The following is a 26,049-nucleotide window of genomic DNA, read 5'->3' on the forward strand; positions in this document are numbered from 1 at the left end:
ATCTATGATCTCGCCTATTCTTTCATTCGTTCTGCCCGAATAATTCTACGGATCGATTGCTCTGTTAAATAATATCGTTCTGACAATGTACGGATGGAGTCGCCATGCATATAACATTTGAAAATGTTCTGATTCCGAATATCCAGATCCTTCTTTACCCCGGTTTGCTCTCCCCAGGACTTCCGATTCTCCGACTTTCTCGGAATATAAATATAACTTCCATCAATATATTGTTGAATGGTTTTGACTATGTGTTCAGGCAAAATATCTAGTGCTTTCTCGTATTTCATTCTCCCTGCTCCTATCTACATAGAATCTTGTAAATAGTGAGCAAAGCGGACACATGAAATATTGCAGCTCTAATTAATGTTGAAGAAGGCTCCGAACAAATTCTCTGCTTGATATTTCCGTGCTGCTTTGCCCGGAGCCTGATTTAACGACTTGAACGGTTGTGCTTCTAATGTGAGCCATCATGATTTTCACCTCGCCAAATTTGGATAATTCAAAGTTCACTCGCTTCTACTCTCTATTCTAACAAATTCAATTTCCTTTGCACCAGGCTCGAATAACAAAATAACGGATAAGCGATCCACATTCCCGTTCGAGTCCGTAAGAAAAGTCGCTTTGGTTTTAATATCAAACTCCGTAACATGGAGTTCAAACTGATTCGCATTTTGATGGGTGAGGGGGAACTTCATTGAATTGAATCCTGCCCGAAGCTCTCCATCTGTAAGTTCAACCATCATTTCTCCATACGCTGCATGAACATACGTCCCTGTTAAATCTAATAAGGAACTGGACAACGGAACAATGGGTTCTTTCGCACCTAAAGTTGCCTTACTGTTTGTTGCCGGCTCGTTCGCAACGGTTGCTTCCTTCTTTTGTCCCAACGCTTGCCCACTCCAGTCCTTGACCTCGCCACCGAGCAAAGAATCGAAAATGTAATTGGCTATAAATACAGGAAGCGGAGTACCATTGAGATTCGACAACACCACGACGCCAATCTTCTCCGTAGGAATAAAGGCAACATGTGCGGTGAAGCCGTCAATATTGCCTCCGTGACTCACCATCCGTAAGCCTCGATAAGGTTCGATCAGCCAATCCGCTCCGTTGCAAAAGCATCAAACATTTTGAAATCAGGAAGATACTCCTTCACAGGTGTATCCAAATCCAAGATTTTTTCACCCGCCAAAATTCCGGCTGCCAGTGCAGTAAAAGCTTTGGTGGAGGAACCGATCGCGAACAGCGTCTCACTTGTCACAGGCAGGCTTTGGGCGATATTTCGATACCCGTAACCCTCCATCATGACGATCTCCTGATCCTTGACCACCGCAACGGACACCCCCGGAACCTTCCATGCCTTCATCTGCTCCTCGATATATGTATGGATGCCCTTTAACGATTCTATTGTCATTAAAATCTCTCCCATATGATCCCCTTTCCTTCAACTATACAATTTATGAAACAAAATATATGGGTCCACAACCTATGCATCATACATCATTCGACACTCCAGACACATTTCCTTGCTAACCAACACCACTCTCAAGTGACTAGGTCCTTGTTCCCCTTTTAACCATCAGTCCGGATTGGACTCGCTCGGCATGGTATACTTTTCCCAAAATCCAGTTATAGAAGGAGTCTCCTTTCGTGTTAAAAGAGCGCATTGATTTCTTGTGCAAGAAAAAAGGAAAAGCTCGCAAAGAGCTAGTTGAAGGATTAGTGACAACCACCCATTTTGCGAACATCCTTGCCGAGCGTTATCCACTGGCCGAGGACCTTGCCGAGCATCTGGCACAGCGTTTGCAAGTGACCCCCTCCTACTTAGTCAATGCAGCTAATTCCGATAAGGATACACTCGAGACCGCGGAACGCATCTTTGAAGAATTATCCCAATCGGTCTCTCACATCACAGAGGAGCGCATATACGATCTTCCGGATCGACATGACAGTCTTACGATAGAACTCACAACGGCCTTAATGAAGGCGGTCTATTATCAACAAGTGAACGATGCGGTGTCCCATGAATATCTGCACCAGAATTACCTCAATTTTTATCTGGAAAAATACGGCCGTCCCGATGACGCAGAACTCCCGCTGCCCGCGAAAAAAGCGATGCTGTTCTATAAAATCCAGTTCTATCGATCCAAGAACCGCTATCATGAGGCTTTAAGCCAAGTGAACCGGTTAAGCGAACATGTTCAGATCGGCACCGATTTATGGCTGACCACTCAAAACTTCAAAATGGAGGCCTGTATATTTTTGAAGCAATATGACCAGGCCAAGCAGGTGTTTGAAGGAACGATGAGACAGGTTTATGAAGACCGCTTGTTTCACCGCTTATCCGATCTGTACATCGCGTACAGCGGCTACTGTTATTCCATGGGACTGTATCAGGAGGCGCTGGTTACCCTCTCTATGGCAGAAGCCCATTTGGTCTATGCGGTAAACCAGGGGAACATGGTGTCAACCATCCTGAACAATCGAATCATCATGCTGACGATGCAGGGAGATCATGAAAAAGCGGAAGAAGAAATCAACCGTTTTGAAGGACTACTCGCGCGGGAAGTGGCGGAAGTACGGCAGCAATTCCGTCCAGTCCTATTGATTTACCGATGTGAATTGGCGTTAGCACAAAAGCAATGGGGGCTTTTAACCCAGTATATTCAGGAGCTGAAAGCGATAGAGCTTACAACGGATCAAGAGATGTCGGTTGCCTACTACCAATGTCAGCTAGCCTTAGCACACGGTCATCATGATGAATTTATGGGGCATGCCCTGTCTTGTCTACCATACTACGAATCCAATCATCTTACATTGCGACTTGAATCCTTATATGAAGCATTGGCCGCGGTATCGGAGGAATTAAGGAAATACAAAGAGTCAGCATCTTACTACAAAAAGCTGGTCTATCTGCTTCGAAGTAAATAATTCATGAGCTTAAAAGGTTACAAAAGCATGTTCCACCCGCAAAACTTTTGTCGTTCCCTTCATTTTAATCGCTGTACGACAGGATAAAGAGTGCACAAACCTTTGAATACGGCAAAAGTTTGTGCAGAAGTATCGTGTTGATTTACTCCTAATGCCGGAAGTTTTGTATCCTTGCCAAACCATTGTCTCCTCAGACCCCCACGGGTAACATGGAATTATAAATAATTCTAATAGTGAGGTGCTAAGCTTATGGGATGGTTTGGAAAAAAGAAAAATCCGGATGACGCGCTGGAAAAAGCAGATAAAATGATGAACAAAGGTTTAACCGGCATGATGATGAAAGGTTTTGTTCCGAAAGAGCATCGCAATGCCATCAATCAAAGTTTGGAGCAGGCGAAGCAAGCGCAGATGGCAGCAACCGGAGCCCTGGCATTAACGGCCACCGCTAAAGTACGAACCGTACGGGATACCGGAAAGCTGATCAATTTCGACCCGGTTGTCATCCTGGAGTTGGATGTAACCGAGAACGATGGGAGCCAATATACCAAAACGCTGGAGACCCTCGTTTCGAAACTACAAATTCCTAGAGCCGGTGATATCATTGGTCTTGCCCAGCATCCGGCCAATTCGTCAGAGCTTGTCTATATGGGACCGATTGGATGATTATAGGCAAAATAAAAAGGACCTCATTCAGGTCCTTTTGTCATGTGCTCATAGCTTCCTGCAATTTCTCATTCAACAATTGGAAAGCCTCTTGAATGCTTTCTCTCGGCGTCTTGCCGTACCGTTCCCCAATGTGAACTTCCGTATAACATTGACTTTCCCCTGCTTCGTTCAGATAACTGATCAATCCGATGCCCGTGACACGGAAAACCTCGATAAGAATGGGTTCAAGCTGTTCTTTGTTCAATTCAAAATGGACATGAAACATATTCGATACGGGCACGGCAGGCTTCGTATTCACGCCCTCGCATGAATTAAACAAAGCTGCAAGCTCTTTAGCCTCCTGGTAATATCGGCCCATGTTACCTATTCTTTCCGTGTAATAATAATTTGAGCTGATGATATACGGGTATAGGCTGACCAGATCACCGCCATGACGCCTTTTCCATACTTTAGACTTCGCCACGAAATCGGTGCCGCCAGCCAGAATGGCGCCGGCAATCCCACCTATACCTTTATAGAAGGACACATATACACTGTCAAACAGTGCACAGATTTCTGCCGCGGTTTTTTGATAATAAGGGGTGATCTCGAACAATCTTGCCCCGTCCAGATGCAGCTTAATGCCTTGCGAACGGCAATACGCCGATATCGCTTCCAACTCTTCGTATTCGGGCAGCTGCCCTCCGATTTCACGCTGCGGCAATTCCAGCAGCAAACATGCAATATCGCGATCCAGACGCTGCACGTCTTCAAGCGTAATCAAACGCTCCTTATCGGCAAGAAGAATCGGCTCAATATGATGCAGCTCCTTAAGCCCGTCCTCTTCGTGAATCTCCAGATGGCAGAGGGGATGATAGGCCACTCGTTTCAGCTCCGCATCATCACACCAGATCCGCAAAGCAATCTGCTGCGCCATGGTTCCGCTTGGGAAAAAGACAGCTGATTCCTTGCCCAGAACGTCTGCCATTCGCGCCTGAAACTCCTCAATGATGGCCCCTTTGCCGTATGAATCCCCCATCTGCGACCCATCCACATCTCGAAATGCTTCAAGCAGCACCTCAAGATTCCTGCGGCTATGTCCAATCAATGGATAGGCTGTTTCGCCATAAGCTTCGCTAATCGATTTACGTTGTTCTCCCATGTCGCATATCACTCCTTCTCTTCAACCTATAATAAGAACAAATCATCATACGAAAAATTTAATTTCCTCACTCATCAAGCATACTAGATAAATGAATAAGTGAGAAATCATTTCCACTTCCACAAAACATTCGGAAAAACTTGACAAAAACAAACGGTAAGATTACATTATATATGAGCATATGCTCATATTATATATAACACAAAATGTTTTATGATCTTTGATTACAATCAACAGATGGATCCGAAGGGAGTTTTCGATTATGCATCATCATAACCACCATCATGGACATGACCACAGCCACCATGATCATGCCCGCTCAGGAAACAAAAAAGGACTTGCCATTGCCCTCATCATCACTATTGGCATCATGATTCTAGAGTTTATAGGGGGCTTGCTAACCAACAGTTTAGCTCTGTTATCCGATTCCGGACATATGTTAAGTGATGCCAGCGCATTGCTGCTCAGTCTGGTCGCATTATGGTTTGCTACGAAGCCAGCATCGCCAAATAAAACCTACGGCTTTTACCGTTTTGAAATATTGGCAGCACTATTAAATGGCGTCGCCTTGTTTGTCATCGCCGGTTTTATCGTATGGGAAGCGATTCAGCGCTTTGATAACCCGCCGACTGTCGCCAGCGGAAGCATGATGCTCATTGCGGCCATCGGGCTGTTGGCTAACCTTCTCAGTGCCTGGTTCTTGATGCGGACGGGGGATGTGAAGAACAATGTGAATCTCCGCAGCGCATACCTCCATGTTATCGGTGATGCCCTCGGCTCTGTCGGCGCAATCATCGCCGGGATCGTGATGATTGCCTTCGAATGGTACATTGCGGACCCGATCATATCCATCCTGGTGTCGATCTTGATTCTGAAGAGCGCCTGGAGAATCATACAGAATACCGTTCATATTCTGATGGAGGGCGCACCGGAAACGATTAACTCTGAAGAGGTAACGAAGTCCCTCCTGTCTATTCCTGGGGTCACCGGCATCCATGATCTTCATATTTGGACGATTACGTCCAATTTCGATTCCTTGAGCTGCCATCTCGTCGCCCAGGATGACGCGAACAGTTATGAGATTCTGCAACAAGCGATTGATCTTCTGGACAGCCGATTCCACATCGAGCATTCAACGATCCAGATTGAGAATTCCACCATCACGCATCGTGATCATAAAGTCTAATCTCTTCTCTGCGGTAGTCCTTTAGTTCATGAAAAGGGGAAAAAAGGCGGCCGAGGTTTACACTTTTTACAAATTCTGTTGACCTCCATAATGAGAGTATCAAGACATTCTACTGGCGTTACAGCGAAATCTGAATGTCTGATAGGGAGGTTAACATGATCAACGATGTATATACACTGGAAAAGCTGAACGAATACCAGCAAGCAAAATGGGACGAACTTGATCGTCAAGGAAGATTCATTATTCATGACGAGATCGCGTGTGAATCGCAGCATACCTCAACCCATATTCGAATTCTAGATAAACTTCATGGCTTCTTTCGAAAGCGGAGATCCCGAAGAAGCCGTACGAAATCCTTATAAGTAAAAAGAGCAAGCGCGAATAACCGCGCTTGCTCTTTTTATGGGAAGAAATCATTCTCGCCAAATCTGCTTGAAGTCCAGCCATCCCAGATTATTGATGACAACCCCTTTATAAGAAGGATCCAAGCTTGCGTAAAATCTCGTGTGAGTCAAGAATGAAACATGCGCTTCCTCCCGAAGCCTCTCTTCAATATGGGTTAAAATACTCAAACGCTCCTCATACCATTCGCTGGCAAGCGCATCATCTATGCATTCTTTCACCCAATGATGCAGCGAAGGATCCATGAACTCTTTAACTACGCTTCCCTTCTGCACGTAGTTCTCGATTAAACATACTTCTTCACCTGGAAGAACAAGGCCGTGCAAGATACAATCCATGCTGTGCATCACATCCAGTTGGTGCATGGTATCCATCCTCTCCTCTCGGATGATCAATGGAATCCCGATGGAAGCGCATTGATTCTGAACCCATTCGGCGTCTTTAATATGCTTAGCGAGCGTAGCCATCGTAATGGGAGAGCCGTCATAACCCGACTGTTTCAGCAGTGACTTTCCGAGTTCGGGATCATATCGGTCTTTACGATAAGGCGATTGCTCATCCATAATGAACCCTCTGGCTGGGTAAAGCCGATTGTCACCAAGTTCGCGTATCATCTCCGCACGGTTCAGAATGAGGCTGAATGCCCGGCGAAATTCGATGGACTGATAGGGCCCCGGCTTTTTCATATTCCATGTAATCAACGTCGTGCAGCCTTCGGAGGATTCGATGACATCAACAGCATGCTTCTCGCCGTTATGATCGATATGCTCCGGATTCCGCAGCAGCCGCTCCCAGCTGACCTCGCAATGCTCCGCATCTTCCGGCATCAAGATAATGTGGATGTTGTCCAAATGCGGCCTCCCATGATAATAATGGGGGTTAGCATGAATGGTCAGCCGATCATCGGTCCATTCCTCTACCCGAAAGGGGCCCGTTCCAACAGGTTGCTTCCAGAACTGTTCTTCATGGACGCTTACCAAATGTTTAGGCACGATGGACATGCAAATGGAGCTAAGAAACCGAATGAAAATTCGATTCGGCTTGGTAAGAATAAAACGAACCTCACGAGGGGACACCACCTCTACCCGCTGCAGTTCACGCACGATCCAAGCATTTCGTTTATCCCGTCCCAGGCGTTCCACCGTGAATTTCACGTCCTCCGCCGACAATTCTTTACCGTCATGGAACCGTATTCCTTTACGCAGATGAAAGGTCCAGATCGTTCCATCCTCATTGCTCTTCCAATAATGCGCGATAACGGGGAGGTATTGATCATTTGCATTATCGTATATCACCAACCGGTCAAATAACTGCTGGATCATGTGAGCTTGAAAACTATAGTAGCATTCGGCGGGATCCAACGTTTCAATCAGGCGGTAAACCGGAAGCCGCAGAGAATCCATTGCTTCTTCTTCCCCTTCGTTCATCTCCTTGCTAAAGCCAAAATGCCCGTTCATCCATTCCACGTAAGAATCGTTGGCGTGCATACCTTGGCCATAGGTACGCAGCAGTTCGAAGGCCTGCTTATATTCCCCTCTTATCGCGAGCTGCTGCGCTGCTTCCTTAAGCAGATCTGCTTGATCGGCTACAAAGGTAAGCTTGGAACGGATTCCTCGCCCACGTCCCGCCTTCCAAATAATCCAACCCTTCTCTTCCATCTTGCGTATTACGAGCTTGGCATTCCGCGTTGTGCAATACAGCGTATCGGCGATCTGCTCAAGCGTCACTTCCGTAGCCGTATTGGCTGGAGCGTTAACAGCAAGCTTCTGGTGCAGCATGAAGAATTGTTCGTACAGCATTGCAATCCGCTCCCCCTGGTAAAATCTATACGCTTTATTCTACTTGGAGATCGTTTCGAGCGCGAGTACCTTTTCGGTAGAAAACCATTATATTCGAAAAAGAACAAAGGCATTCATCATTCACAGGATTGAATGATAAGCTCTACCGCTTCCTTCAGAGTCAGTGTAAGCTCCGTGCCCTCGGTCATTTTCTTCAGTCGGACCATGCCCGAAGCCGCTTCATCTTCGCCAATCAGGATGGCATAAGGGATGCTTTCAGCTGAAACGGATGCTAATACTTTTTTCAATTTGCGCCGGTTGCTCGCCAATCGGGTATGAATCCCGCGATTCCGGAGTGCCGCTGCTGCCGTCAACCCTTCCGGGACAGTTTCTCCTATCGGGATAACAATAACGAGCGGCCTGTTCGTTTCAATCGACCGGTTCCGGATCATCTCCATGATGGATTCCATGCCAAACGAAAGCCCCACCGTAGGATAGGCAATATCCTCGCGTCCAACGAGCTGCCCGATAATCGCATCATATCTGCCGCCTCCGCCCAAGCTTGAACGGAAATCGTGCAATGCGTCAAAAATTTCGTAAACGGTTCCCGTGTAGAATGACAAGCCTCTTGACAGAAACGGATCAAATACGCAGATGTCTTGCAACCCGACGCGCTGCAGCATATTTTGCAGGATCTGGACTTCTTGTGCTCCGCGCTCGTTGTCCAGGCTGTATTTGCTCGTTATCTGCTCAAATGTCGGCTCCTTGAGATCAACAAAATCCAGAATTTGACGACAAATCTCCGGAGCGGGTACCTTCGCCGAAAGCTCTTGTCGAACTCCCTCCTTGCCAATCTTATCGAGCTTATCCAGTGTCAGCATGACGGATGTTCTCATCTCTTCCGGTACGCCGATAGCTCCAAGAACTTCACCAAGAAAGCTTCGATTGTTCCACCTGAGAATGATCGGAATCTCAAGTCTCCGAAACACTTCGGCAGCAAGCTGCATTAGCTCAACTTCCGCTTCTGGTCCCGAGATCCCCACCACATCAACGTCGCACTGCAGAAACTCCCGCAATCTTCCCCGTTTGACGGGGCCATCCCGGAATACCTTCCCCATCTCATAACGCTTGAATGGCTGGCTGATAGCGTGATTCAGCGCGATCACCTTAGCGAATGGAATCGTCAGATCGTACCGGAGCCCCAGACGTCGCGTGCCTTGATCCGTCAGCTGGTACATTTCCTTCAGAATTTCTTCCCCTCCTGCGTATTTGGAAGACAACAGGTCCGATTCATTCAGAATGGTTGTCTCCATTTCAGCATAGTCATAGCATTCAAACACTTCACGCAGCGTCGATTGCATCTTTCTTCGGATCGCCTGTTCTTGGCCAAAATAATCATACGTTCCTTTTATATTCTGCATCGCTAACTCATCCTTTCGTTCTATGAAAATAAAAAACGCGCCGGACCTCATGGTCCCGCGCGCTTGATATGCGGCAGGGAGGCCAACGCGAACAGCGTTAGCCCACCCTGTAGAATGACAGGCGTGCTAACGCTGCTTGTGATGATGAAGTTGATTGAATTTAATGTTTATCATATTAGTATCCCCTTCACCTTTTTTAGCCAGTGATTAAGGGGGATTATAGCGCAATCCATTTATTAATTCAAGGGCAATCCATTCTTAGATGGTGCGCGACCAATGGCGATGCGCCGCGATCGCCTCAATGAAGGCTTCGCCAAACGGCTTCAGATCCACATTCTCCTGAGCAACAACGATCCCTTCGCCGCTGGATGAAGGAAGTAAATTAGCCCCTTCGGCGATGGCTGCGATCGGTTTGAAATGCTGATACGCTTCCTTGACGAAATCCAGCACCTTCTGCTCCGCCAGGAGCTCCGATACACTTAACGCGCCGCCTGCGACTAGCACCGCATCGAACAAGACAGAATCCGCCCCCAGCAGCGAATGGTTCACTTCCAGTTCCCCGCCGGCCTTGCCTTGAATTACGCCAAGCTTGGCGCTAACCACTTCGGTGATGATGCCGGCTTGCTGCAGCTGCGTAAGCACAAACGGCAGTTCATCCGTGAATCCGTTGCCTGCCAGTACCGCCACTTTACGGGTTAACGGGAGCTTCACGGTATTCATCATGCTCAGTGCCGGAGAAGACTCGCTGGAAGCGGAGCCACTGGTTTGCGGAGGCATGGTTCCAATCCCCTCCGAAATTCGGGTGGCAAGTTCGCTATCAACGTTCGCGAACAGGTCGACGACCTGCTGGCGAATTTCCTTTCGCTGAACTTTACCAAGCTCGAACTGGAATGCGGCTACGATATGCTGCTTCTCGACCTCAGACATGCTGTTCCAGAACAGGGCTGCTTGGCTGAAATGATCCTTAAAGCTGTCACTGCGTGCCTGCACCTTACGTCCTTCCACCTTCTCGGTGTAATGCTCGTAACCGCCGCTCTCCACTGGAACCGGCTTCGGCGTGTTACCGGCAATGCCGTTCTTGTGGTAGCTGACTGGTCCCTTATTAAGGGTCATACGGTGCATCCCGTCACGCTGATTGTTATGAACCGGTGCAATCGGGCGGTTGATCGGAATTTCGTGGAAATTGGGTCCACCAAGCCGTGAAAGCTGGGTATCGGTATAGGAGAACAAGCGGCCTTGCAGAAGCGGATCATTGGTAAAATCGATTCCGGGTACGACATGTCCCGGATGGAATGCAATCTGTTCCGTCTCCGCAAAAAAATTATCCGTATTGCGATTGAGCGTCATCTTGCCGATGATTTTGACGGGAATGAGTTCTTCGGGCCAAATCTTGGTCGGATCAAGGATGTCAAAACCAAAATTGAATTCCTCATCCTCCCGAATCATTTGAACACCAAACTCAAATTCCGGATAATTCCCTGATTCGATCGCATCCCACAGATCGCGGCGGTTAAAGTCAGGATCCTTGCCTGCCAGCTTCTGCGTTTCATCCCATACGAGGGAATGCGTGCCGAGCACGGGCTTCCAGTGAAATTTCACGAAATGCGCTTGTCCTTCTTCGTTCACGAAACGGAAGGTATGGACGCCGAAGCCCTCCATCATTCGGAAGCTTCGCGGAAGCGAGCGGTCGGACATCGCCCACATAATCATGTGCGCGCTTTCCGAATTGTTTGCGACAAAATCCCAGAACGTATCATGGGCGGATTGCGCCTGCGGAATCTCGTTATGAGGCTCAGGTTTAACAGCGTGAATAAAATCAGGAAACTTCATGGCATCCTGTATGAATAAAACCGGCATATTGTTGCCAACCAGATCATAATTCCCTTCTTCAGTATAAAACTTGGTTGCGAAACCGCGTACGTCCCTGACGGTGTCCGCTGATCCCCTGGAGCCCGCAACGGTGGAGAATCGGACAAACACCGGGGTGACGACGGAAGGGTCCTGCAGAAATTTGGCTTTTGTATAATCTTTCATGGATTCATATAGCTGAAAATAACCGTGAGCCCCAAAACCGCGGGCATGCACAATCCGTTCCGGAATCCGCTCATGGTCGAAATGCGTCATCTTCTCTCTGAAATGGAAGTCCTCCATCAAGGTCGGACCGCGCTCTCCCGCTTTAAGCGAATGTTCATCCTCAGAGACCTTAAGTCCCTGATTGGTTGTCAGTTCCTTAGCGTCATTGTCTACCGTGAATTGTTCCAGCTGTTGGTCCTTGCTCGTCTTGTTGTAACTGCTGTTAGCATTCGAATTGGCGTTTGAATTGTCCATTTGTCGGAACCTCCTGGTATGTAGGTAGTAGATGAGTGTCTGACGAAGTTGCACTTGGTAATAGATCCGCTTGCGAACCCGAAATGTAATTACCCTGCAAAATGGAATACGAATCCAGCTTCAAACTTCCTTCATGAAAAGCTCATCTAACCGTTCGATTGGGTTTCGCGCCTGCATCTCCTGTCTCCAGCAAAAAACAGCCCCCCTCCCTGGAGGCGGACTGTTTTGATTGTAATTCAATGATTGTCCAAACATATGCTGCGATTTTGCACATAACACACCCGTTCCGATATCTCGATGAGACGACGGATCCCTTCTTCCAGCTGAATCTCGCTGATATACGAATAACTCAGCCTGATCCACGAGTCCATCTGATCCAGCGGGTCGCAGATACGCCCCGGCACAAACGCTACCGATTCCGCCAGGCATTGCTGCAGCAACGCATCCACGTTGACGTTTTCCGGCAGCTGTATCCACAAATTCAAACCGCCGCCGGGGCTGTTCCATCGCCATTCTGTAGGCTCAAGCAGCTTCTCCATCCTCTCTTTACGAAGCTCCAGCGCAATCCGCAGCTTGGCCACATGCTCCTGAAGTCTGCTCGAGAAGAAATAGTGCTGGAAAATCTTTTGCGTCAGCAGCGGCGTCCCGTTGTCCGACAACGCCTTGATCGGAAGGATGACATTCATCAGTTCCGGACGGGCAGCCAGCACCGATATCCGCAAGCCGGGGGCCACATATTTGCTGAAGCTTCGAATGTGAATGACATAGCCTTCGGTGTCGTAGTAAAAAAAAGGCAGCGGCGGCGGATCTCCAAAATAAATGTCGTGATACACCTCATCCTCCACCAGAATGCACTGATATCGCTCCGCCAGTTCCACCAGCGCCTTGCGCTGTGTGATCGGCACCGTGTATCCCGTCGGATTCTGAAACGTTGGGTTCATATAGAACAGTTTCGGTTTCTCCGCTCGCATAAGACCTTCAATTCGTTCAAGGTCGTACCCTTCCGGTGTAATCTCAATTGGAAGCAGTTTGACATTTTGCTGCACAAAAACATCGATCGCCGGACTATACGTCGGCCGTTCGATCAATACACAGTCTCCGCTTTTGACGAGCGAACGCGAGATCAGGTCGATCGCTTGCTGGGATCCCGTTGTAATGAGCAGCTCTTCCGGATGGACCGTTATGCCTTGTTTGTCCATAAAATAGCGAGCCATCTCCTCGCGCAGCTCCAAATCTCCGGACACGGAAGAATACGTGCTTAATACTTTCGGATACATGTCAAATACTTGTTTCACGTGATTGGACAAGAATGCATTTGGCAGCAGCCCAGGATCAATCAGCGCTTCCGACATCTGGTATTCGACCTGATGCCTGTGAATGTCGGACAAGCGGCTGCGATTGACATACACCGATTTGGCCTGATATGCCCATCGCGGGCTGGTTGTAAGGGATTCCGGTAATGTGTCTTCCGTCTTACCCGCTACGAAGTACCCTGATTTATATTTCACTTCCACGATCCCGTCCTCAAGCAGCAGCTGATAAGCCTTCAGCACCGTTAATCGGTGAACGTTCAAACGCTCCGCCATCGCCCTCACGGATGGGATTTTGTCAGTCTCCTTCCACTCTCCCCGAGCTATTCCTTCCAGTATCGTGTCATAGACCGACTGCTGTAATGTTCGCTTACCTTGATTTTTGTCGTCCAGCGTTGATAATTCCATCTGCTCCTCCCCAATCCACATAAATCATATCTGTTCTACCTATCACCAATCTGTTCTATTAACTACCTATTATAGTATAGAAAAAGGAGGATGCTACATGATTATTTTTAACTACTTGCTTATGTGCGCCATTTTCAGTACGACGTTTCTCGCCATCAAGATTGGCGTTGAAGCAGGACTGCCGCCGTTTCTCTCAGCGGGGCTTCGATTTCTTCTGGCGGGCGCCTTCATCTTCCTATGGATGATATGGCAGCGGAAGGCAAAACCGAGCCTTCTCCTGCGAAAGGAATTCCTTCTAATCGGGATGACCAGCACATTCTTGACGTTTGCAACGCTGTATTGGGCCGAGCAGCACGTGTCCTCAGGGATCGCCGCCATCCTATCGGCAACAGGCCCCATGATGATTCTAATGATTCAATCGGTAGTGATGCGGAAAAATGCCCGGCGCAGTGATTATTGGGGGTGCGCGGTCGGTTTTGCGGGGGTATGTTTGCTCATTATGCCCGAGCTAGCGATGGGGAGCGATCTCATCTGGATTCTGAGCTGTATCGCAATTCTTATAGGCGAAATCGGTTATAGTGTGGGCTCCCTGGCTACCCGGAAATTGTCCTTTGACATGCCGAATGTCTCACCGATTACGATCAATGCGGTGCAGATGATGTATGGCGGCGCAGCCCTATTGCTGTTATCCCTGTTCAGTGAACAGGTACAATGGAATGGTATTCTAACGTTGCCAGCCATCGGATCTGTCTTGTATTTGACGATGGTTGGCTCGATGCTGGGCCATAGTCTATATGCCTGGCTGCTAAAAGCAACGAATGCCTTTTTCCCGTCCACCTGGCTCTTTGTTTCTCCAATCATCGCGTTGGGGCTGGGCGCATTTCTGTACGACGAAGCAATTTCTTCCTATTCCATCATTGGCAGCATGCTCATCATCGGCGGGATTCTGATCGTGAATCTGCCTGAGCTTCGAGCACGCCGGACCGCGCGCCGTGTGGCTTCAAGCACTTGATATCGAACCTGCAAGGCTCCAAGGATTAACGCAAAAATTAAAACGGCTGCAACTCGTAAACCTCATCACGAGTAGCAGCCGTTATGTTTCATTATTTAAGGTTATGATTCAATACTTAATCCACTTTGGCACGATATGCCTCTGCGGTGAGCAGCTTTCCGAGTGCCTCCTCCAGGTCACCTTCCACCTCAACCTCAATGATCCATCCGCCTTCGTACGGCTCTCCGTTCACAAGCTCCGGCTGATCTTCCAGGGAAGTATTCACTTTCGTGATGGTACCGGATACAGGGGAATACAGTTCCGATACGGTTTTGACCGACTCAATCGTACCGATGCTGTCACCTGCAGCAACGACAGCGCCCGCCTCGGGGAGTTCTACGAATACGATATCGCCCAGTTGGCATTGCGCATGATCAGAAATACCGACGCGCACCACATTTCCATCTACCTTCAACGCCCATTCATGATCGTCGCTGTACACCAAATTCTCTCTGATTTCACTCATTACGGATACTCCTCTTTTCTTAAAGAAATGAAATTAAGGTGAATAAATGAAAAAAAGGACGCGAAAAAAGGCATTCGCCTTCTCTCTGTCCTCGGTACCTGAGAGTTTATGATCGACCGCTTCATGTTTTTCGGTTCGACCTTTCCCCTTGGGTGGCTTGCGCACTCTCCAGAGCTGCGTCAGATGGCGGTTCGTTTACCTGAGAGATTACTCGTCAGCCTGGCAGGCGTAACGGTTTGCTCCTTCGGTGCCGCCAAGGTTTGAACCTTCTCGTGGCGGTCTCTCCCATCCATCATCATTCGCATATTCGGTTGGCTTATTCTCCCACAGAATAAAACAGGGATGCAGTGATGTCAAGATATCTGACAAAAATTTTAAGAATGAAAATATTTTGGTGAAATAAAGGTTGACACTTTATGGAGAGGCACGTTTATAATAATCACAAGAACGTAGAAAGATCTGACAACTCAATAATTTTCACGCGGATGATGGTAGCGGGAGAGATTACCGACAAGATTGACAGGTAGCGCCGAAGGAGTAAGCCGTAACACGGTGAATCTCTCAGGCAAAAGGACCTTTACCGGACGCACCTCTGGAGAGAATTCTGAATGTAGAATCACCCACGGGGAAACTCACACACGCTTGACATTATACTTACATGACATGTGGGGTAACTCTCAGGTACAAAGGACAGAGCAGAAGGATTACGCAACGAGCGGGCTTTTTTTAGCACGGCTTGTTATCCTTCTGTCTGTCCTTTTTTGGTGTTTCCCCCAATTGATCATGCCAATTAGAAGAGGTGAAGAGATGAGTTCATTACAACGTACACCGCTTTACCCGCTTTATTCCGATTTTCCTTCTGCCCGCTGCATCGACTTCGGCGGCTGGGAACTGCCCGTGCAATTTTCCGGCATTGTTCAAGAGCATGAAGCCGTACGCAAGCAAGCCGGCCTGTTCGACGTCTCCCATATGGGTGAATTTATCGTCACCGGACAAGACGCTGAAGCTTTTATCCAGAAGATGACCACAAATGATGTAACCCGCATATCGATTGGCCAGGCCCAATACACGTTAATGTGTTACGACAACGGCGGTACGGTAGATGACCTGCTTGTGTATAAACTGTCGGCAGATCGATTCATGCTGGTTGTAAACGCATCCAACATCGACAAAGACCTCCAGTGGCTTCAAGATCATCTTGCAGGTGATGTCACCATCCGTAATGTGTCCGCTGAGACGGCTCTCATTGCACTTCAGGGACCTGCCGCCGTGAACATCATGTCACAGGTAACCAATGAGGCGCCAAGCGAACTCCCTTCCTTCCATTTTATTCAGAACGCACAGGTATGCGGCTGCACCGCCCTGCTCTCCCGCACCGGTTATACCGGAGAAGACGGCTTTGAAATCTATTGCTCCGCTGGGGATGCTCCCGCAATTTGGAGAGAACTATTAGCTGCCGGAGAACCACATGGTCTTGTTCCAACCGGACTCGGCGCCCGCGATACACTCCGTTTCGAAGCGAAATTGCCCTTGTACGGCCAAGAGCTCTCAAACACGATCTCTCCGCTTGAAGCCAGTCTCGGTTTCTTCGTGAAGCTGGACAGCGGCGATTTCATCGGTCGGGAAGCGCTTCAACAGCAGAAGCAAGACGGTGTACCGCGTAAGCTGGTCGGCATTGAACTCATCGATCGCGGAATTCCGCGCTCCCACTATCCTGTATACAACGATGAAGGAGAACCCATCGGTGAAGTGACCAGCGGTACCCAATCCCCTTCACTCAAGCGAAATCTCGGATTGGCCCTGATCGAAACCTCATATACGGGTCTCGATACCGAGGTATGGGTCGAGATCCGCGGTAAGAAGTTAAAAGCCAAAGTGGTAAAGACACCATTCTACAAAAGAGGAGCTGCCTTAACATGAAGCATCGTTACTTGCCTATGACGGATCAGGACCAAGCCGATATGCTTGCTGCGGTCGGCGCGGAAACGATCGAAGATCTGTTTGCCGATATCCCACAAGCGGTCCGTTACAACGGCGTCCTCCCCATGTCAAAACGGCTGGGTGAGCCTGAGCTTCTCAAGCATATGCGCCGCCTGTCAGACCGCAATGCCGATTTCGACCGTTATACAAGCTTTCTGGGGGCTGGTTTGTACGACCACCACATTCCTGTCGTGCTCAATCATGTGATCTCCCGCTCTGAATTCTACACCGCGTATACACCGTACCAACCGGAGATCAGCCAAGGCGAGCTGCAAGCGATTTTTGAATTTCAATCCTATATCTGTGAATTGACCGGCATGAAAGTTGCCAATGCCAGCATGTATGACGGTTCCACGGCACTTGCCGAGGCTGCGGCGCTCGCCAGCGGCGCAACCAAACGGAAGAAAATCGTCATTTCGCGTGCTGTCCATCCCGAAGCCCGTGAAATCGTTCTGACTTCGGCCCGCGGACTCGATCTGGACGTCGTGGAAGTCGGCATCGTCAATGGCATTACCGACCAGGATGCACTCGCTGCAGCCATAACGGATGATACCGCCGCCGTGCTGCTGCAATCACCAAATTTCTTCGGCTGCATCGAAGACGTGAAATCGATCGAGCCGATGGTTCATGAGAAAAAAGCACTGCTTGTGCTGAGCGTAAACCCGCTGTCCCTCGGTTTACTGGAATCCCCTGGCGTGCTTGGAGCCGACATCGTTGTCGGCGATGCCCAGCCGCTTGGCATTCCGGCATCTCTCGGCGGACCGACCTGCGGATTCTTCGCGGTATCCGAGCCGCTGATGCGCCGCATTCCTGGTCGTATCGTGGGTCAAACCGTCGATCAGGACGGCAAACGCGGATTTGTACTGACACTGCAGGCGCGGGAACAACATATTCGCCGTGAAAAGGCAACGTCGAACATCTGCTCGAACCAGGCGCTGCTCGCGCTGTGTGCGTCCGTATATATGTCTACCCTAGGTAAAGCCGGCATGCAGGAAGCAGCGCTGCTGAATGTGCGCAAATCCCATTACGCTGCCGACCGTGTCGCAAACGGCTCCCTCTCCCTCCCGTTCAGCTCGCCGTTCTTTAATGAATTTGTGGTGAAACTGCCCGAAGGAACGAATGTGAAGGAAGTCAACTCAAAGCTTCTGGGTGCAGATTATATCGGAGGTTATGATCTTGGCACTGTGTACCCTGAGCTTCAAGGATGCATGCTGATCGCCGTGACCGAACGGCGGACGAAGGAAGAAATCGACCAATTTATTGGTGAATTGGAGGCGATCGTATGAAACCGGAAAAAGCCTTGATATTTGAACTCAGCAAGCCCGGCCGTGTCGCCTATTCCCTGCCCGAATGCGACGTCCCGGAGACCGACGCCGCTTCATTGATTCCGGAGGGCCTGCTGCGCAGCAAACCGGCCGAACTGCCGGAAGTATATGAAGTGGATGTCATCCGTCACTATACGGAGCTGTCGCGGCGTAATTTTGGCATCGATAACGGCTTCTATCCGCTCGGCTCATGCACGATGAAATACAACCCGAAGATCAACGAGGATGTTGCCCGTTTTGCCGGCTTTGCCAAGATCCATCCGTACCAGCCCGAAGAAAGCATTCAAGGCGCTCTGGAGCTGCTCTATACCCTGCAGAATGATCTCGCTGCACTGACCGGCATGGATCAAGTAACGCTTCAGCCCGCTGCGGGAGCGCATGGGGAATGGACAGGGCTGATGCTGATCCGTGCTTACCATGAAAGCCGTGGCGAGAAGCGAACCAAGGTGATTGTTCCCGACTCCTCGCACGGTACTAACCCAGCCAGCGCAACGGTGGCCGGTTACGACACGATCACGATTAAATCCAATGAGCGCGGCATGGTGGATCTGGATGCCCTTCGCGCTGTCGTTGGTGACGATACGGCGGCTTTAATGCTCACAAACCCTAGCACACTGGGTCTGTTCGAAGAGCAGATTGTGGAAATTGCGGAAATCGTGCACGAAGCCGGCGGCCTGCTGTACTATGACGGAGCCAATTCCAACGCCATTATGGGCATTACCCGCCCAGGCGACATGGGCTTCGACGTGGTCCATCTCAACCTGCATAAAACGATGAGCACGCCGCATGGCGGCGGCGGTCCCGGTGCTGGCCCAGTCGGCGTGAAGAGCCTGTTGATCCCGTTCCTGCCAAAACCGATCGTGTCCAAACGCGAGGACGGCACTTTCTATTGGGATTACGACCGTCCACAGTCGATCGGGCGCGTGAAGGCGTTCTATGGCAACTTTGGCATCCTGGTCCGGGCCTACACGTATATTCGAACCTATGGACCGGAAGGACTTCGCCGCGTCTCGGAGCTCGCCGTGCTGAATGCCAACTACATGATGCATCGTCTGGCTCTATACTACGAAGTAGCCTACCCAGGGCTGTGCAAGCATGAATTTGTGCTGTCCGGCAAAAAACTGAAGGAGTACGGCGTGCGCACCCTCGATATTGCCAAGCGGCTGCTTGATTTTGGTTATCATCCGCCAACCATCTACTTCCCACTCAATGTGGAGGAATGTATCATGATTGAGCCGACCGAGACGGAGAGCAAAGAAACGATGGACGGTTTCATCGACACGATGATTCAGATCGCCAAGGAAGCCGAAACCACGCCGGAGGTTGTCATAGGCGCCCCTTATACCACGGTCGTGAAACGACTCGACGAAACGACGGCGGCACGTAAACCGGTTCTGAACTGCACCTGCGGTTAATATTGAGTTGATCTATACTCCTTAAGAAAGGGTGTCCCTCGCCGTAGGATCGGCGGTAAGAGACACCCTTTTTTGTGCTGGACAACATAGGGATTTAGTCACCTGTTTAATGACTATTTCAGCAGCAGCCAACTTCCCCTCTTACGATGGGACTAACTCCCAGGATAAAATTGGGTGGTCATTCCCATTCCAGCCCAATAAACCTATGGTCATTCCACAAACTATCCATGCTATCCATTAGCAGAGTCCCTTCCGCCTCCTTCTTGTTCTCTATTAGAAAGCCCAAATATATGATATAAAGTATATAATTATATACGGCTTACTTCTACCAAGCTGACCAAAGACGAAAGATGCGGTGATCGAATGAGTAACCCGATACATGGCCTGGACGCAAACCAATATCTTGAGCGTATTGGATACACGGGCCCGATTGTAAACAGCGCTTATATGCTCGCCAGATTGCAGGAACAGCATGTGCATACCGTACCCTATGAAAATCTCTATATCCTTGATCGAATTCCACTTTCCCTGGATATCCCCGATCTTTACGATAAAATCGTAACCCGGCATCGCGGCGGCTACTGCTTCGAGCTCAATGCGCTATTTGGCTGGCTGCTGCAGGAACTGGGATTTAAGGTCACTCATTATTTCGGACGCTTCTGGCGTGATGAAACCGATACGCCTGCTAAGCGTCGGCATCATATTCTGCAGGTAGATATCGAAGAACAGCGATATATTGCCGACGTCGGTGTCGGAGGAGCCGGACCGCGCCACCCTCTGGAATTGGTTGATGGCCTTGTGCAGACTCAGGGGAACGAGACCTACCGGCTCGTCCAAACCGAAGCGTATGGCTGGATGCTCGAAGAGTGGAAAAAAGAAGCCTGGGATCCCGTCTTCTCCTTTACGGAGGAACCTAACTTACCGAGAGATTTCATCACCACTTCATTCTGGTGCGAGTATGCCCCCGATTCACCCTTTAATAAAACGGCTCGGGTATCCATACGTACAGCGGAAGGCAGAAACACCGTGGATGATGACGAATTCAGAATTTACAAGGCCGGCGGCGTCCACACCTTTAAACCGGGCAATGCACAGGAATATGCCGAAGCGCTCTATACATATTTCGGCATCCCTATCCATAAATAAGAATAGACCGGGCTTTCCCATGCAGGAAGCCCGGTTTTATTATTAATATTCGATTTTGCGCTCAGCAGAGCTCCACGCTTGAAATGGCAGTAAATAATCCTCTGTTTGAACCTGCTTCATAGGGATGGAGCGCTGGTCCAATGGCATCGCAATTTCATCGTATATAAAATGATCATCGAATCCGATCTCAGCCGCATCCTTCTTCGTGCTTGCATAATAAACGGCATCGGGCCTGGACCAGTAGATGGCCCCCAGACACATCGGACAAGGCTCGCAGCTGGTATAAATCGTACAGCCTTTTAATTGGAAATCCTCCAGGTGCAGACATGCTTCCCTTATGGCTTGCACCTCGGCATGAGCCGTCGGGTCGTTCAGCGCGGTAACCAGATTCCGGCCCCTGCCAATCACTTGACCCTCCTTCACCACAATCGCTCCAAAAGGACCACCCTCCACAAGTTGAACGTTTCGATGGGCCTCTGCAATCGCTTGACGCATCCAGTACTCATGATGATGTTCACTCACAGTGTACAGCTCCCTTCCCATGTTCATTCTGATCCCGGTGTGCGTATTCATCATCCATGACAATCTCCTGGGACAGCTAATTATCATCATAGCATATCTTCCATCGATCTCCTCAATTTTTCCAATCCAATGGAGAAAAACAGATTGACGAATCGTATACAAATGTATACAATCACTTTAAGTGGTATACAAACGTATACGTTATTATCGTTGAGGAGGTTGATATTATGCGCCAAGAGGAACAGGATACATCGAGTCAAGAACGGTCGGAGCCACGCGACCGGGATAACCATCGGCACGGCGGGAGACACGGAAGACGGCGTGAGGAAGGCCACGGCGGCAAGATGGCGCAGACGTTCCGCCGGGGGCGCGCGCTTTCTTTTCTCGACAATTTGGTTGTGAAACGAGAGACCTTGAAGAAGCAAGTCAATGACCCGGACTTTGAAGCCATCAGAGAAGTGGTCAGCGGAGAGTTGAAAGCAGTGGACCAGATTATTCAGGAGTACATTCAAGCTTTTGAGCTGTATGATACGAAACCATCGCAAGACAGCCCTTAATGGCTGTCCGCTAATCTTAACCCAATAACCCTGACAGAGGTAGAACCTGGAGTGTGATAATTCTTGATCAAAAAGTTTTTTTCGTACTATCGGCCGTACAAGGGATTGTTTATTTTGGATTTTACATGTGCCGTTATTGCCGGACTGCTGGAGCTTGCTTTCCCGCTTGCCGTCAGCAAATTCATTGACGATCTGCTGCCAAGCCAGGATTGGCCGCTTATCCTGATTGCCTGCATCGTCCTTCTCTCCATCTATGCGCTGAATACCGCGCTGCAATACATCGTGACTTACTGGGGGCATATGCTCGGCATTAATATTGAGACGGATATGCGGGAGAAAATGTTCTCCCACATTCAGAAGTTATCCTTCCGTTTCTTTGATAATAACAAAACTGGACATCTTATGGGGCGCATCACGAATGATCTTAATGATGTCGGAGAAGTAGCCCACCATGGACCGGAAGATGTGTTCATCGCTGTTATGACGCTGCTCGGTTCCTTCTCCTTAATGGCTTACATCAACCTGGAGCTAGCTTTGCTCACCTTTATCATCGTGCCGCTGATGGCATGGCTGATCATTAAATTCGGCAGCAGAATGACCACGACCTATCGTCAACTGTTCCGTAATGTAGGGAATTTCAATGCCCGCATCGAAGACAATGTTGGCGGTATCCGTGTGGTCCAATCGTTTGCAAACGAAGAGCATGAGAATAAATTGTTTCAGGAAGAGAACAAGCAATTCCGGGCCACCAAACTGCTGGCTTATAAAACGATGGCAAAAAGCTCATCCATCAGCTACATGCTGATGCGTTTGATCACGGTATTTGTCATGATCTGCGGCGCGTGGTTCTTCATTCAAGGCAAAATTGAAATGGGTGAATTCATGGCCTTCCTGCTGCTCTCCAACATCTTCTTCCGTCCGATCGAGAAGATCAATGCCGTCATTGAGAGCTATCCCAAAGGCATTGCCGGCTTTAAACGCTACCTGGAGATTATGGATACCGATCCAGAGATCGCCGACGTGCCTGACGCCGTATCCCTGTCCTCCGTCCGAGGAGATATCCGCTTTGAAGGCGTTACCTTCGGATACGAACCTTCCCGGACGATACTGAATAACATACATCTCACGATCCGTGCTGGAGAAACGGTCGCGTTTGTCGGACCGTCCGGTGCGGGAAAGACAACCATCTGCAGCCTTCTCCCCCGCTTCTATGATGTGGATCAAGGCAAGATCACAGTGGATGGAATCGATATCCGGAATATCAAATTGCAAAACCTCCGCAAGCATATCGGCATCGTGCAGCAGGATGTGTTCCTGTTCTCCGGTACGATTCGCGACAACATCGCTTATGGCGATTTACATGCAACGGACCAGCAAATCTGGGAAGCCGCACGGCGTGCTTCGCTGGATGAACTGATCCGAAGCTTGCCGGACGGTATGGAAACGGTGATCGGGGAACGTGGGGTTAAGTTGTCTGGCGGTCAGAAGCAGCGCTTGTCCATCGCGAGAATGTTCCTCAAGAACCCGCCAATCCTGATCCTGGACGAGGCCACGTCGGCACTCGACACAGAGACGGAAGCGCAAATCCAGAAGTCCCTGGCTGAGCTGTCCGTCGGCAGAACAACGCTGGTAATCGCTCACCGACTGACCACCATTCAGAGCGCGGACCGAATTATCGTCGTCAATTCCGATGGTATTGCCGAGCAGGGAACGCACCAGGAATTGATTCATTCCGGCGGTGTGTACAGCAGACTTCATCAAGCTCACTAACGAAGCCAACGATCCAATGTTATACATGGATATTAAACTGAAAGTCATGAAATTCCGCAACAAATATGTAAAAGGATGACTCCGCACGGAAGGGAGTCATCCTTTTTTTCTATAACAGGAGAGAACTTCTGTCGCATTGTCCTTGGATAAAAAAGTTGCCACGCGGAAACATTAATGGCGTACTACAATGACATCGTTTCAGGAGGCGCTTTATGTTTTATATCTACAGTGTCGGTCTACTTTTTGGCGGGCTGTCGATCATCAACCTTGTCTTCTCGTACCAAACCAAGCATATCCAGCATTTGTTCTGGCCAACGCTGCAGTTTCAGTTATTCATGCTTCCTCTGTTTCTCATTGCTAACATGTGCATCGGATACGGAATCCGTTATGGATATAAAGCCACCGAACAGTTAGGCTATACGTTGATCTTCTCCAAATGCCTGGAAATCCTGATTTCGTTAGGAGTGGCTTACTTGTTCCTGAAGGAAGTTCCAACATGGAAAAATTGGGCCGGCATCGGTATCATTGCGCTGGGCATATTCCTTGTTAAACAGAAATGAACGCGTGCGTACACTCCCTGGACGTCTCTCTCGCTCGCTTAAAGTCATTCTTTAATATTATCTTAGCGGATAATTGACACGGGCGTGACCGTTATCTCTTCCCCATCCACCCTTGTTCAAAGGCATAACGGGTCAGCTGTACCCGATTTTCCAAATGGAGCTTTTGCAAAATGTTCTTCAGATGGTTCTTGACCGTATTCTCGGATATACACAAGGCAACCGAAATATCGCGGTTAGACAACCCCTCGGCTACGAGTCCCAAAATTTCTTTTTCCCGCGCCGTTAATGGACTATTGCTTGGATTCGGCTTGTCATGCTGCGAAAACTCCTTCAGGATACGGAAAGCAAGCTCCCTGCTCATCGGTGCTTCGTCCACGGCAATGGCTTTGAGGTACTCGTGCCATGATTCGGGATTCAGATTCTTCAGCAGATAGCCTTGCGCTCCACGTTTCAGGGCGTCAAACAAATGAGCGATATCGTCGGACACCGTAACCATGACAATTTTAACGTAAGGAAACTTGTCCTTCACTCGCTTGGTCGCTTCCAATCCGTCCATCCCAGGCATCTGAATATCCATCAGGATAATATCAGGCATCCATATTTCGGTCAGCTCCAGCGCTTCCTCGCCGCTTTGTCCTTCAGCCACAACCTCAAAGGTCGGGTCGCTGCTTAGAATGGTGCGAATTCCTTCTCTCGCAAGATCGCTGTCATCGATGATTAACACGCGAAAAGGCTGCTCGTTCATGCGGTATTCTCCTTCCGAATGCTGATTATCGTCTTGTTGTTATGTCTTTCTACCATGAACTTCCAGCCCATGGCCTCGGCCCGGTCCTTCATGATTTTGATTCCATACCGGTTGCTGCCGAGCGGCTTGTCCAAATCAAAACCTTTGCCATCATCACTGACAGAGCAGTGCCAGCTTGAATCCGCCGCTGTCGCGGTTATCTTCACATGGTTCGCTTCGGCGTGCTTATGAATATTCAACAAGGATTCCCTGATCGAAGCCAGTAGTTCCACCTTTTCTTTGGCGGACAGCATGGCATCCGGGATTTCCCACTGAACGTCGAAATGCAGATTGGTCTCCTGCTTGATTTCCTCAATTAAACTGTTCATGCTATGCATCCACGGAATGGCCTGCGGATCTGCCGGATACCGGAGATTAGCAATGGCTTCTCTAACGTAGGTATTGGTCCGGTGGACACTTTCCTTAATTTCCTGGTATGGAATTTCTCCGGTTACTCCCGATTTCTGAATTCGATCAATTTGTGCGTTCAGCAAAAACAAGGATTGGGCGATTCCGTCATGAAGCTCCCGGCCAATCTTCTCCCGTTCATGCATCGCGGCTTGCAATGCCCTGGATTGGTTCAGTTCCTCCTGATTGCGTTCAATCAATGCGAACAATTGAGTAAGAAACAGTATGGAAACCAAGAACACGATAACAGGTGCCAGCAGGTTACCAAGATCCATCGATATATAAGGCAGCAGGAACTCATGCCGAACATACTCCCAAATGCCAATCGTCAACGTAGGAATGATCAGAATCAACCATTTCATTTGTTTATAGGACATACCTTTCCTCCTATTTCAATCTAAAACTTGAATGTGCCCGCCTCTTTACCTATCATGTTACCACTAGATATCCCTTCATTGTAATCAAATTTGGCCATGAACGGAATGACTCTAAAG

24 protein-coding genes and 2 riboswitches are annotated in these 26,049 nt (G+C 49.1%); of the genes, 12 read left to right on the forward strand and 12 right to left on the reverse strand.

Annotated features, from left to right (window positions below; translation table 11 throughout):
* Positions 1-14: 14 nt before the first annotated feature.
* The 3 genes from MHH48_RS20220 to MHH48_RS20230 all read right to left on the reverse strand — a co-directional run bounded on the left by MHH48_RS20220 (position 15) and on the right by MHH48_RS20230 (position 1,414).
* Entirely contained in the window at positions 15-290 is a 276-nt protein-coding gene (locus MHH48_RS20220) for a CD3324 family protein (RefSeq protein WP_076321710.1), read from the reverse strand.
* Positions 291-509: 219 nt separating this feature from the next.
* Positions 510-1,070, reverse strand: a complete 561-nt coding sequence (locus MHH48_RS20225) for a DUF3471 domain-containing protein (RefSeq protein ID WP_076321711.1) — start codon at positions 1,068-1,070, stop codon at positions 510-512.
* Between the two features lie 23 nt (positions 1,071-1,093).
* Complete coding sequence (locus MHH48_RS20230) at positions 1,094-1,414, reverse strand: serine hydrolase domain-containing protein (RefSeq protein ID WP_076321712.1); 321 nt, start codon at positions 1,412-1,414, stop codon at positions 1,094-1,096.
* Between the two features lie 236 nt (positions 1,415-1,650).
* Here MHH48_RS20230 and MHH48_RS20235 point away from each other — a divergent pair, with 236 nt between their 5' ends.
* Together MHH48_RS20235 and MHH48_RS20240 are read left to right on the forward strand one after the other, a co-directional pair.
* Complete coding sequence (locus tag MHH48_RS20235) at positions 1,651-2,931, forward strand: transcriptional regulator (protein ID WP_076321713.1); 1,281 nt, start codon at positions 1,651-1,653, stop codon at positions 2,929-2,931.
* A gap of 249 nt (positions 2,932-3,180) precedes the next feature.
* Entirely contained in the window at positions 3,181-3,594 is a 414-nt protein-coding gene (locus MHH48_RS20240) for a hypothetical protein (RefSeq protein ID WP_076321714.1), read from the forward strand.
* A gap of 40 nt (positions 3,595-3,634) precedes the next feature.
* On the opposite strand, the gene MHH48_RS20245 is transcribed toward MHH48_RS20240, so the two are convergent.
* The gene (locus MHH48_RS20245; protein ID WP_076321715.1) at positions 3,635-4,738 is read right to left on the reverse strand and encodes a beta-eliminating lyase-related protein; all 1,104 of its coding nucleotides are present in this window, start codon (positions 4,736-4,738) and stop codon (positions 3,635-3,637) included.
* 262 nt (positions 4,739-5,000) lie between these two features.
* Here MHH48_RS20245 and MHH48_RS20250 point away from each other — a divergent pair, with 262 nt between their 5' ends.
* The gene (locus MHH48_RS20250) at positions 5,001-5,924 is read left to right on the forward strand and encodes a cation diffusion facilitator family transporter (protein ID WP_076321716.1); all 924 of its coding nucleotides are present in this window, start codon (positions 5,001-5,003) and stop codon (positions 5,922-5,924) included.
* A 155-nt stretch (positions 5,925-6,079) separates the two neighbouring features.
* Positions 6,080-6,286, forward strand: a complete 207-nt coding sequence (locus MHH48_RS20255; protein ID WP_076321717.1) for a hypothetical protein — start codon at positions 6,080-6,082, stop codon at positions 6,284-6,286.
* A gap of 51 nt (positions 6,287-6,337) precedes the next feature.
* On the opposite strand, the gene MHH48_RS20260 is transcribed toward MHH48_RS20255, so the two are convergent.
* The 4 genes from MHH48_RS20260 to MHH48_RS20275 form a co-directional block, all read right to left on the reverse strand.
* Positions 6,338-8,125 (reverse strand): ABC transporter substrate-binding protein, encoded by a 1,788-nt coding sequence (locus tag MHH48_RS20260; RefSeq protein ID WP_076321718.1) that lies wholly within the window; start codon positions 8,123-8,125, stop codon positions 6,338-6,340.
* A 116-nt stretch (positions 8,126-8,241) separates the two neighbouring features.
* The gene (locus tag MHH48_RS20265) at positions 8,242-9,525 is read right to left on the reverse strand and encodes a histidine--tRNA ligase (RefSeq protein ID WP_076321719.1); all 1,284 of its coding nucleotides are present in this window, start codon (positions 9,523-9,525) and stop codon (positions 8,242-8,244) included.
* Between the two features lie 258 nt (positions 9,526-9,783).
* Complete coding sequence (locus tag MHH48_RS20270; RefSeq protein WP_076321720.1) at positions 9,784-11,853, reverse strand: catalase; 2,070 nt, start codon at positions 11,851-11,853, stop codon at positions 9,784-9,786.
* Between the two features lie 236 nt (positions 11,854-12,089).
* Positions 12,090-13,571, reverse strand: a complete 1,482-nt coding sequence (locus tag MHH48_RS20275) for a PLP-dependent aminotransferase family protein (protein ID WP_076321721.1) — start codon at positions 13,569-13,571, stop codon at positions 12,090-12,092.
* A 97-nt stretch (positions 13,572-13,668) separates the two neighbouring features.
* Between MHH48_RS20275 and MHH48_RS20280 the strand changes: the two genes are divergently transcribed.
* Positions 13,669-14,583, forward strand: coding sequence for an EamA family transporter (locus MHH48_RS20280; RefSeq protein WP_076321722.1), 915 nt, complete (start codon positions 13,669-13,671; stop codon positions 14,581-14,583).
* Between the two features lie 115 nt (positions 14,584-14,698).
* Here the strand turns inward: MHH48_RS20280 and gcvH are convergent, their stop codons facing one another.
* Positions 14,699-15,088, reverse strand: a complete 390-nt coding sequence (gene gcvH, locus MHH48_RS20285; protein WP_076321723.1) for a glycine cleavage system protein GcvH — start codon at positions 15,086-15,088, stop codon at positions 14,699-14,701.
* A 177-nt stretch (positions 15,089-15,265) separates the two neighbouring features.
* Positions 15,266-15,387, reverse strand: a riboswitch (glycine riboswitch).
* A gap of 186 nt (positions 15,388-15,573) precedes the next feature.
* Positions 15,574-15,675, forward strand: a riboswitch (glycine riboswitch).
* Between the two features lie 220 nt (positions 15,676-15,895).
* Between gcvH and gcvT the strand changes: the two genes are divergently transcribed.
* The 4 genes from gcvT to MHH48_RS20305 all read left to right on the forward strand — a co-directional run bounded on the left by gcvT (position 15,896) and on the right by MHH48_RS20305 (position 20,954).
* Positions 15,896-17,008, forward strand: a complete 1,113-nt coding sequence (gene gcvT / locus MHH48_RS20290) for a glycine cleavage system aminomethyltransferase GcvT (protein ID WP_076321724.1) — start codon at positions 15,896-15,898, stop codon at positions 17,006-17,008.
* Positions 17,005-18,354 (forward strand): aminomethyl-transferring glycine dehydrogenase subunit GcvPA, encoded by a 1,350-nt coding sequence (gene gcvPA / locus MHH48_RS20295; RefSeq protein ID WP_076321725.1) that lies wholly within the window; start codon positions 17,005-17,007, stop codon positions 18,352-18,354. Before gcvT ends, gcvPA begins: the two co-directional genes overlap by 4 nt.
* The gene (gcvPB, locus tag MHH48_RS20300) at positions 18,351-19,808 is read left to right on the forward strand and encodes an aminomethyl-transferring glycine dehydrogenase subunit GcvPB (protein WP_076321726.1); all 1,458 of its coding nucleotides are present in this window, start codon (positions 18,351-18,353) and stop codon (positions 19,806-19,808) included. The genes gcvPA and gcvPB overlap by 4 nt, the downstream gene beginning before the upstream one ends.
* 363 nt (positions 19,809-20,171) lie before the next feature.
* Positions 20,172-20,954: an arylamine N-acetyltransferase gene (locus tag MHH48_RS20305; RefSeq protein WP_076321727.1), complete on the forward strand. Its 783-nt coding sequence runs from the start codon at positions 20,172-20,174 to the stop codon at positions 20,952-20,954.
* Positions 20,955-20,996: 42 nt separating this feature from the next.
* On the opposite strand, the gene MHH48_RS20310 is transcribed toward MHH48_RS20305, so the two are convergent.
* The gene (locus tag MHH48_RS20310) at positions 20,997-21,449 is read right to left on the reverse strand and encodes a nucleoside deaminase (protein WP_340390706.1); all 453 of its coding nucleotides are present in this window, start codon (positions 21,447-21,449) and stop codon (positions 20,997-20,999) included.
* 254 nt (positions 21,450-21,703) lie between these two features.
* Between MHH48_RS20310 and MHH48_RS20315 the strand changes: the two genes are divergently transcribed.
* The 3 genes from MHH48_RS20315 (at position 21,704) to MHH48_RS20325 (ending at position 24,363) form a co-directional block, all read left to right on the forward strand.
* Positions 21,704-22,033, forward strand: a complete 330-nt coding sequence (locus MHH48_RS20315) for a hypothetical protein (protein ID WP_076321728.1) — start codon at positions 21,704-21,706, stop codon at positions 22,031-22,033.
* A gap of 63 nt (positions 22,034-22,096) precedes the next feature.
* The gene (locus MHH48_RS20320) at positions 22,097-23,803 is read left to right on the forward strand and encodes an ABC transporter ATP-binding protein (RefSeq protein ID WP_076321729.1); all 1,707 of its coding nucleotides are present in this window, start codon (positions 22,097-22,099) and stop codon (positions 23,801-23,803) included.
* 212 nt (positions 23,804-24,015) lie between these two features.
* The gene (locus MHH48_RS20325) at positions 24,016-24,363 is read left to right on the forward strand and encodes a hypothetical protein (RefSeq protein ID WP_076321730.1); all 348 of its coding nucleotides are present in this window, start codon (positions 24,016-24,018) and stop codon (positions 24,361-24,363) included.
* 91 nt (positions 24,364-24,454) lie between these two features.
* On the opposite strand, the gene MHH48_RS20330 is transcribed toward MHH48_RS20325, so the two are convergent.
* Both MHH48_RS20330 and MHH48_RS20335 read right to left on the reverse strand, forming a co-directional pair.
* Positions 24,455-25,108, reverse strand: coding sequence for a response regulator transcription factor (locus tag MHH48_RS20330; RefSeq protein ID WP_076321731.1), 654 nt, complete (start codon positions 25,106-25,108; stop codon positions 24,455-24,457).
* On the reverse strand, positions 25,105-25,932 hold the full coding sequence (locus MHH48_RS20335) for a histidine kinase (RefSeq protein ID WP_076321732.1): 828 nt from the start codon (positions 25,930-25,932) through the stop codon (positions 25,105-25,107). The genes MHH48_RS20330 and MHH48_RS20335 overlap by 4 nt, the downstream gene beginning before the upstream one ends.
* Positions 25,933-26,049 lie beyond the last annotated feature (117 nt).

The organism is Paenibacillus sp. FSL F4-0100, assembly GCF_037993005.1.
Taxonomy (GTDB): Bacteria; Bacillota; Bacilli; order Paenibacillales; family Paenibacillaceae; genus Paenibacillus_AQ.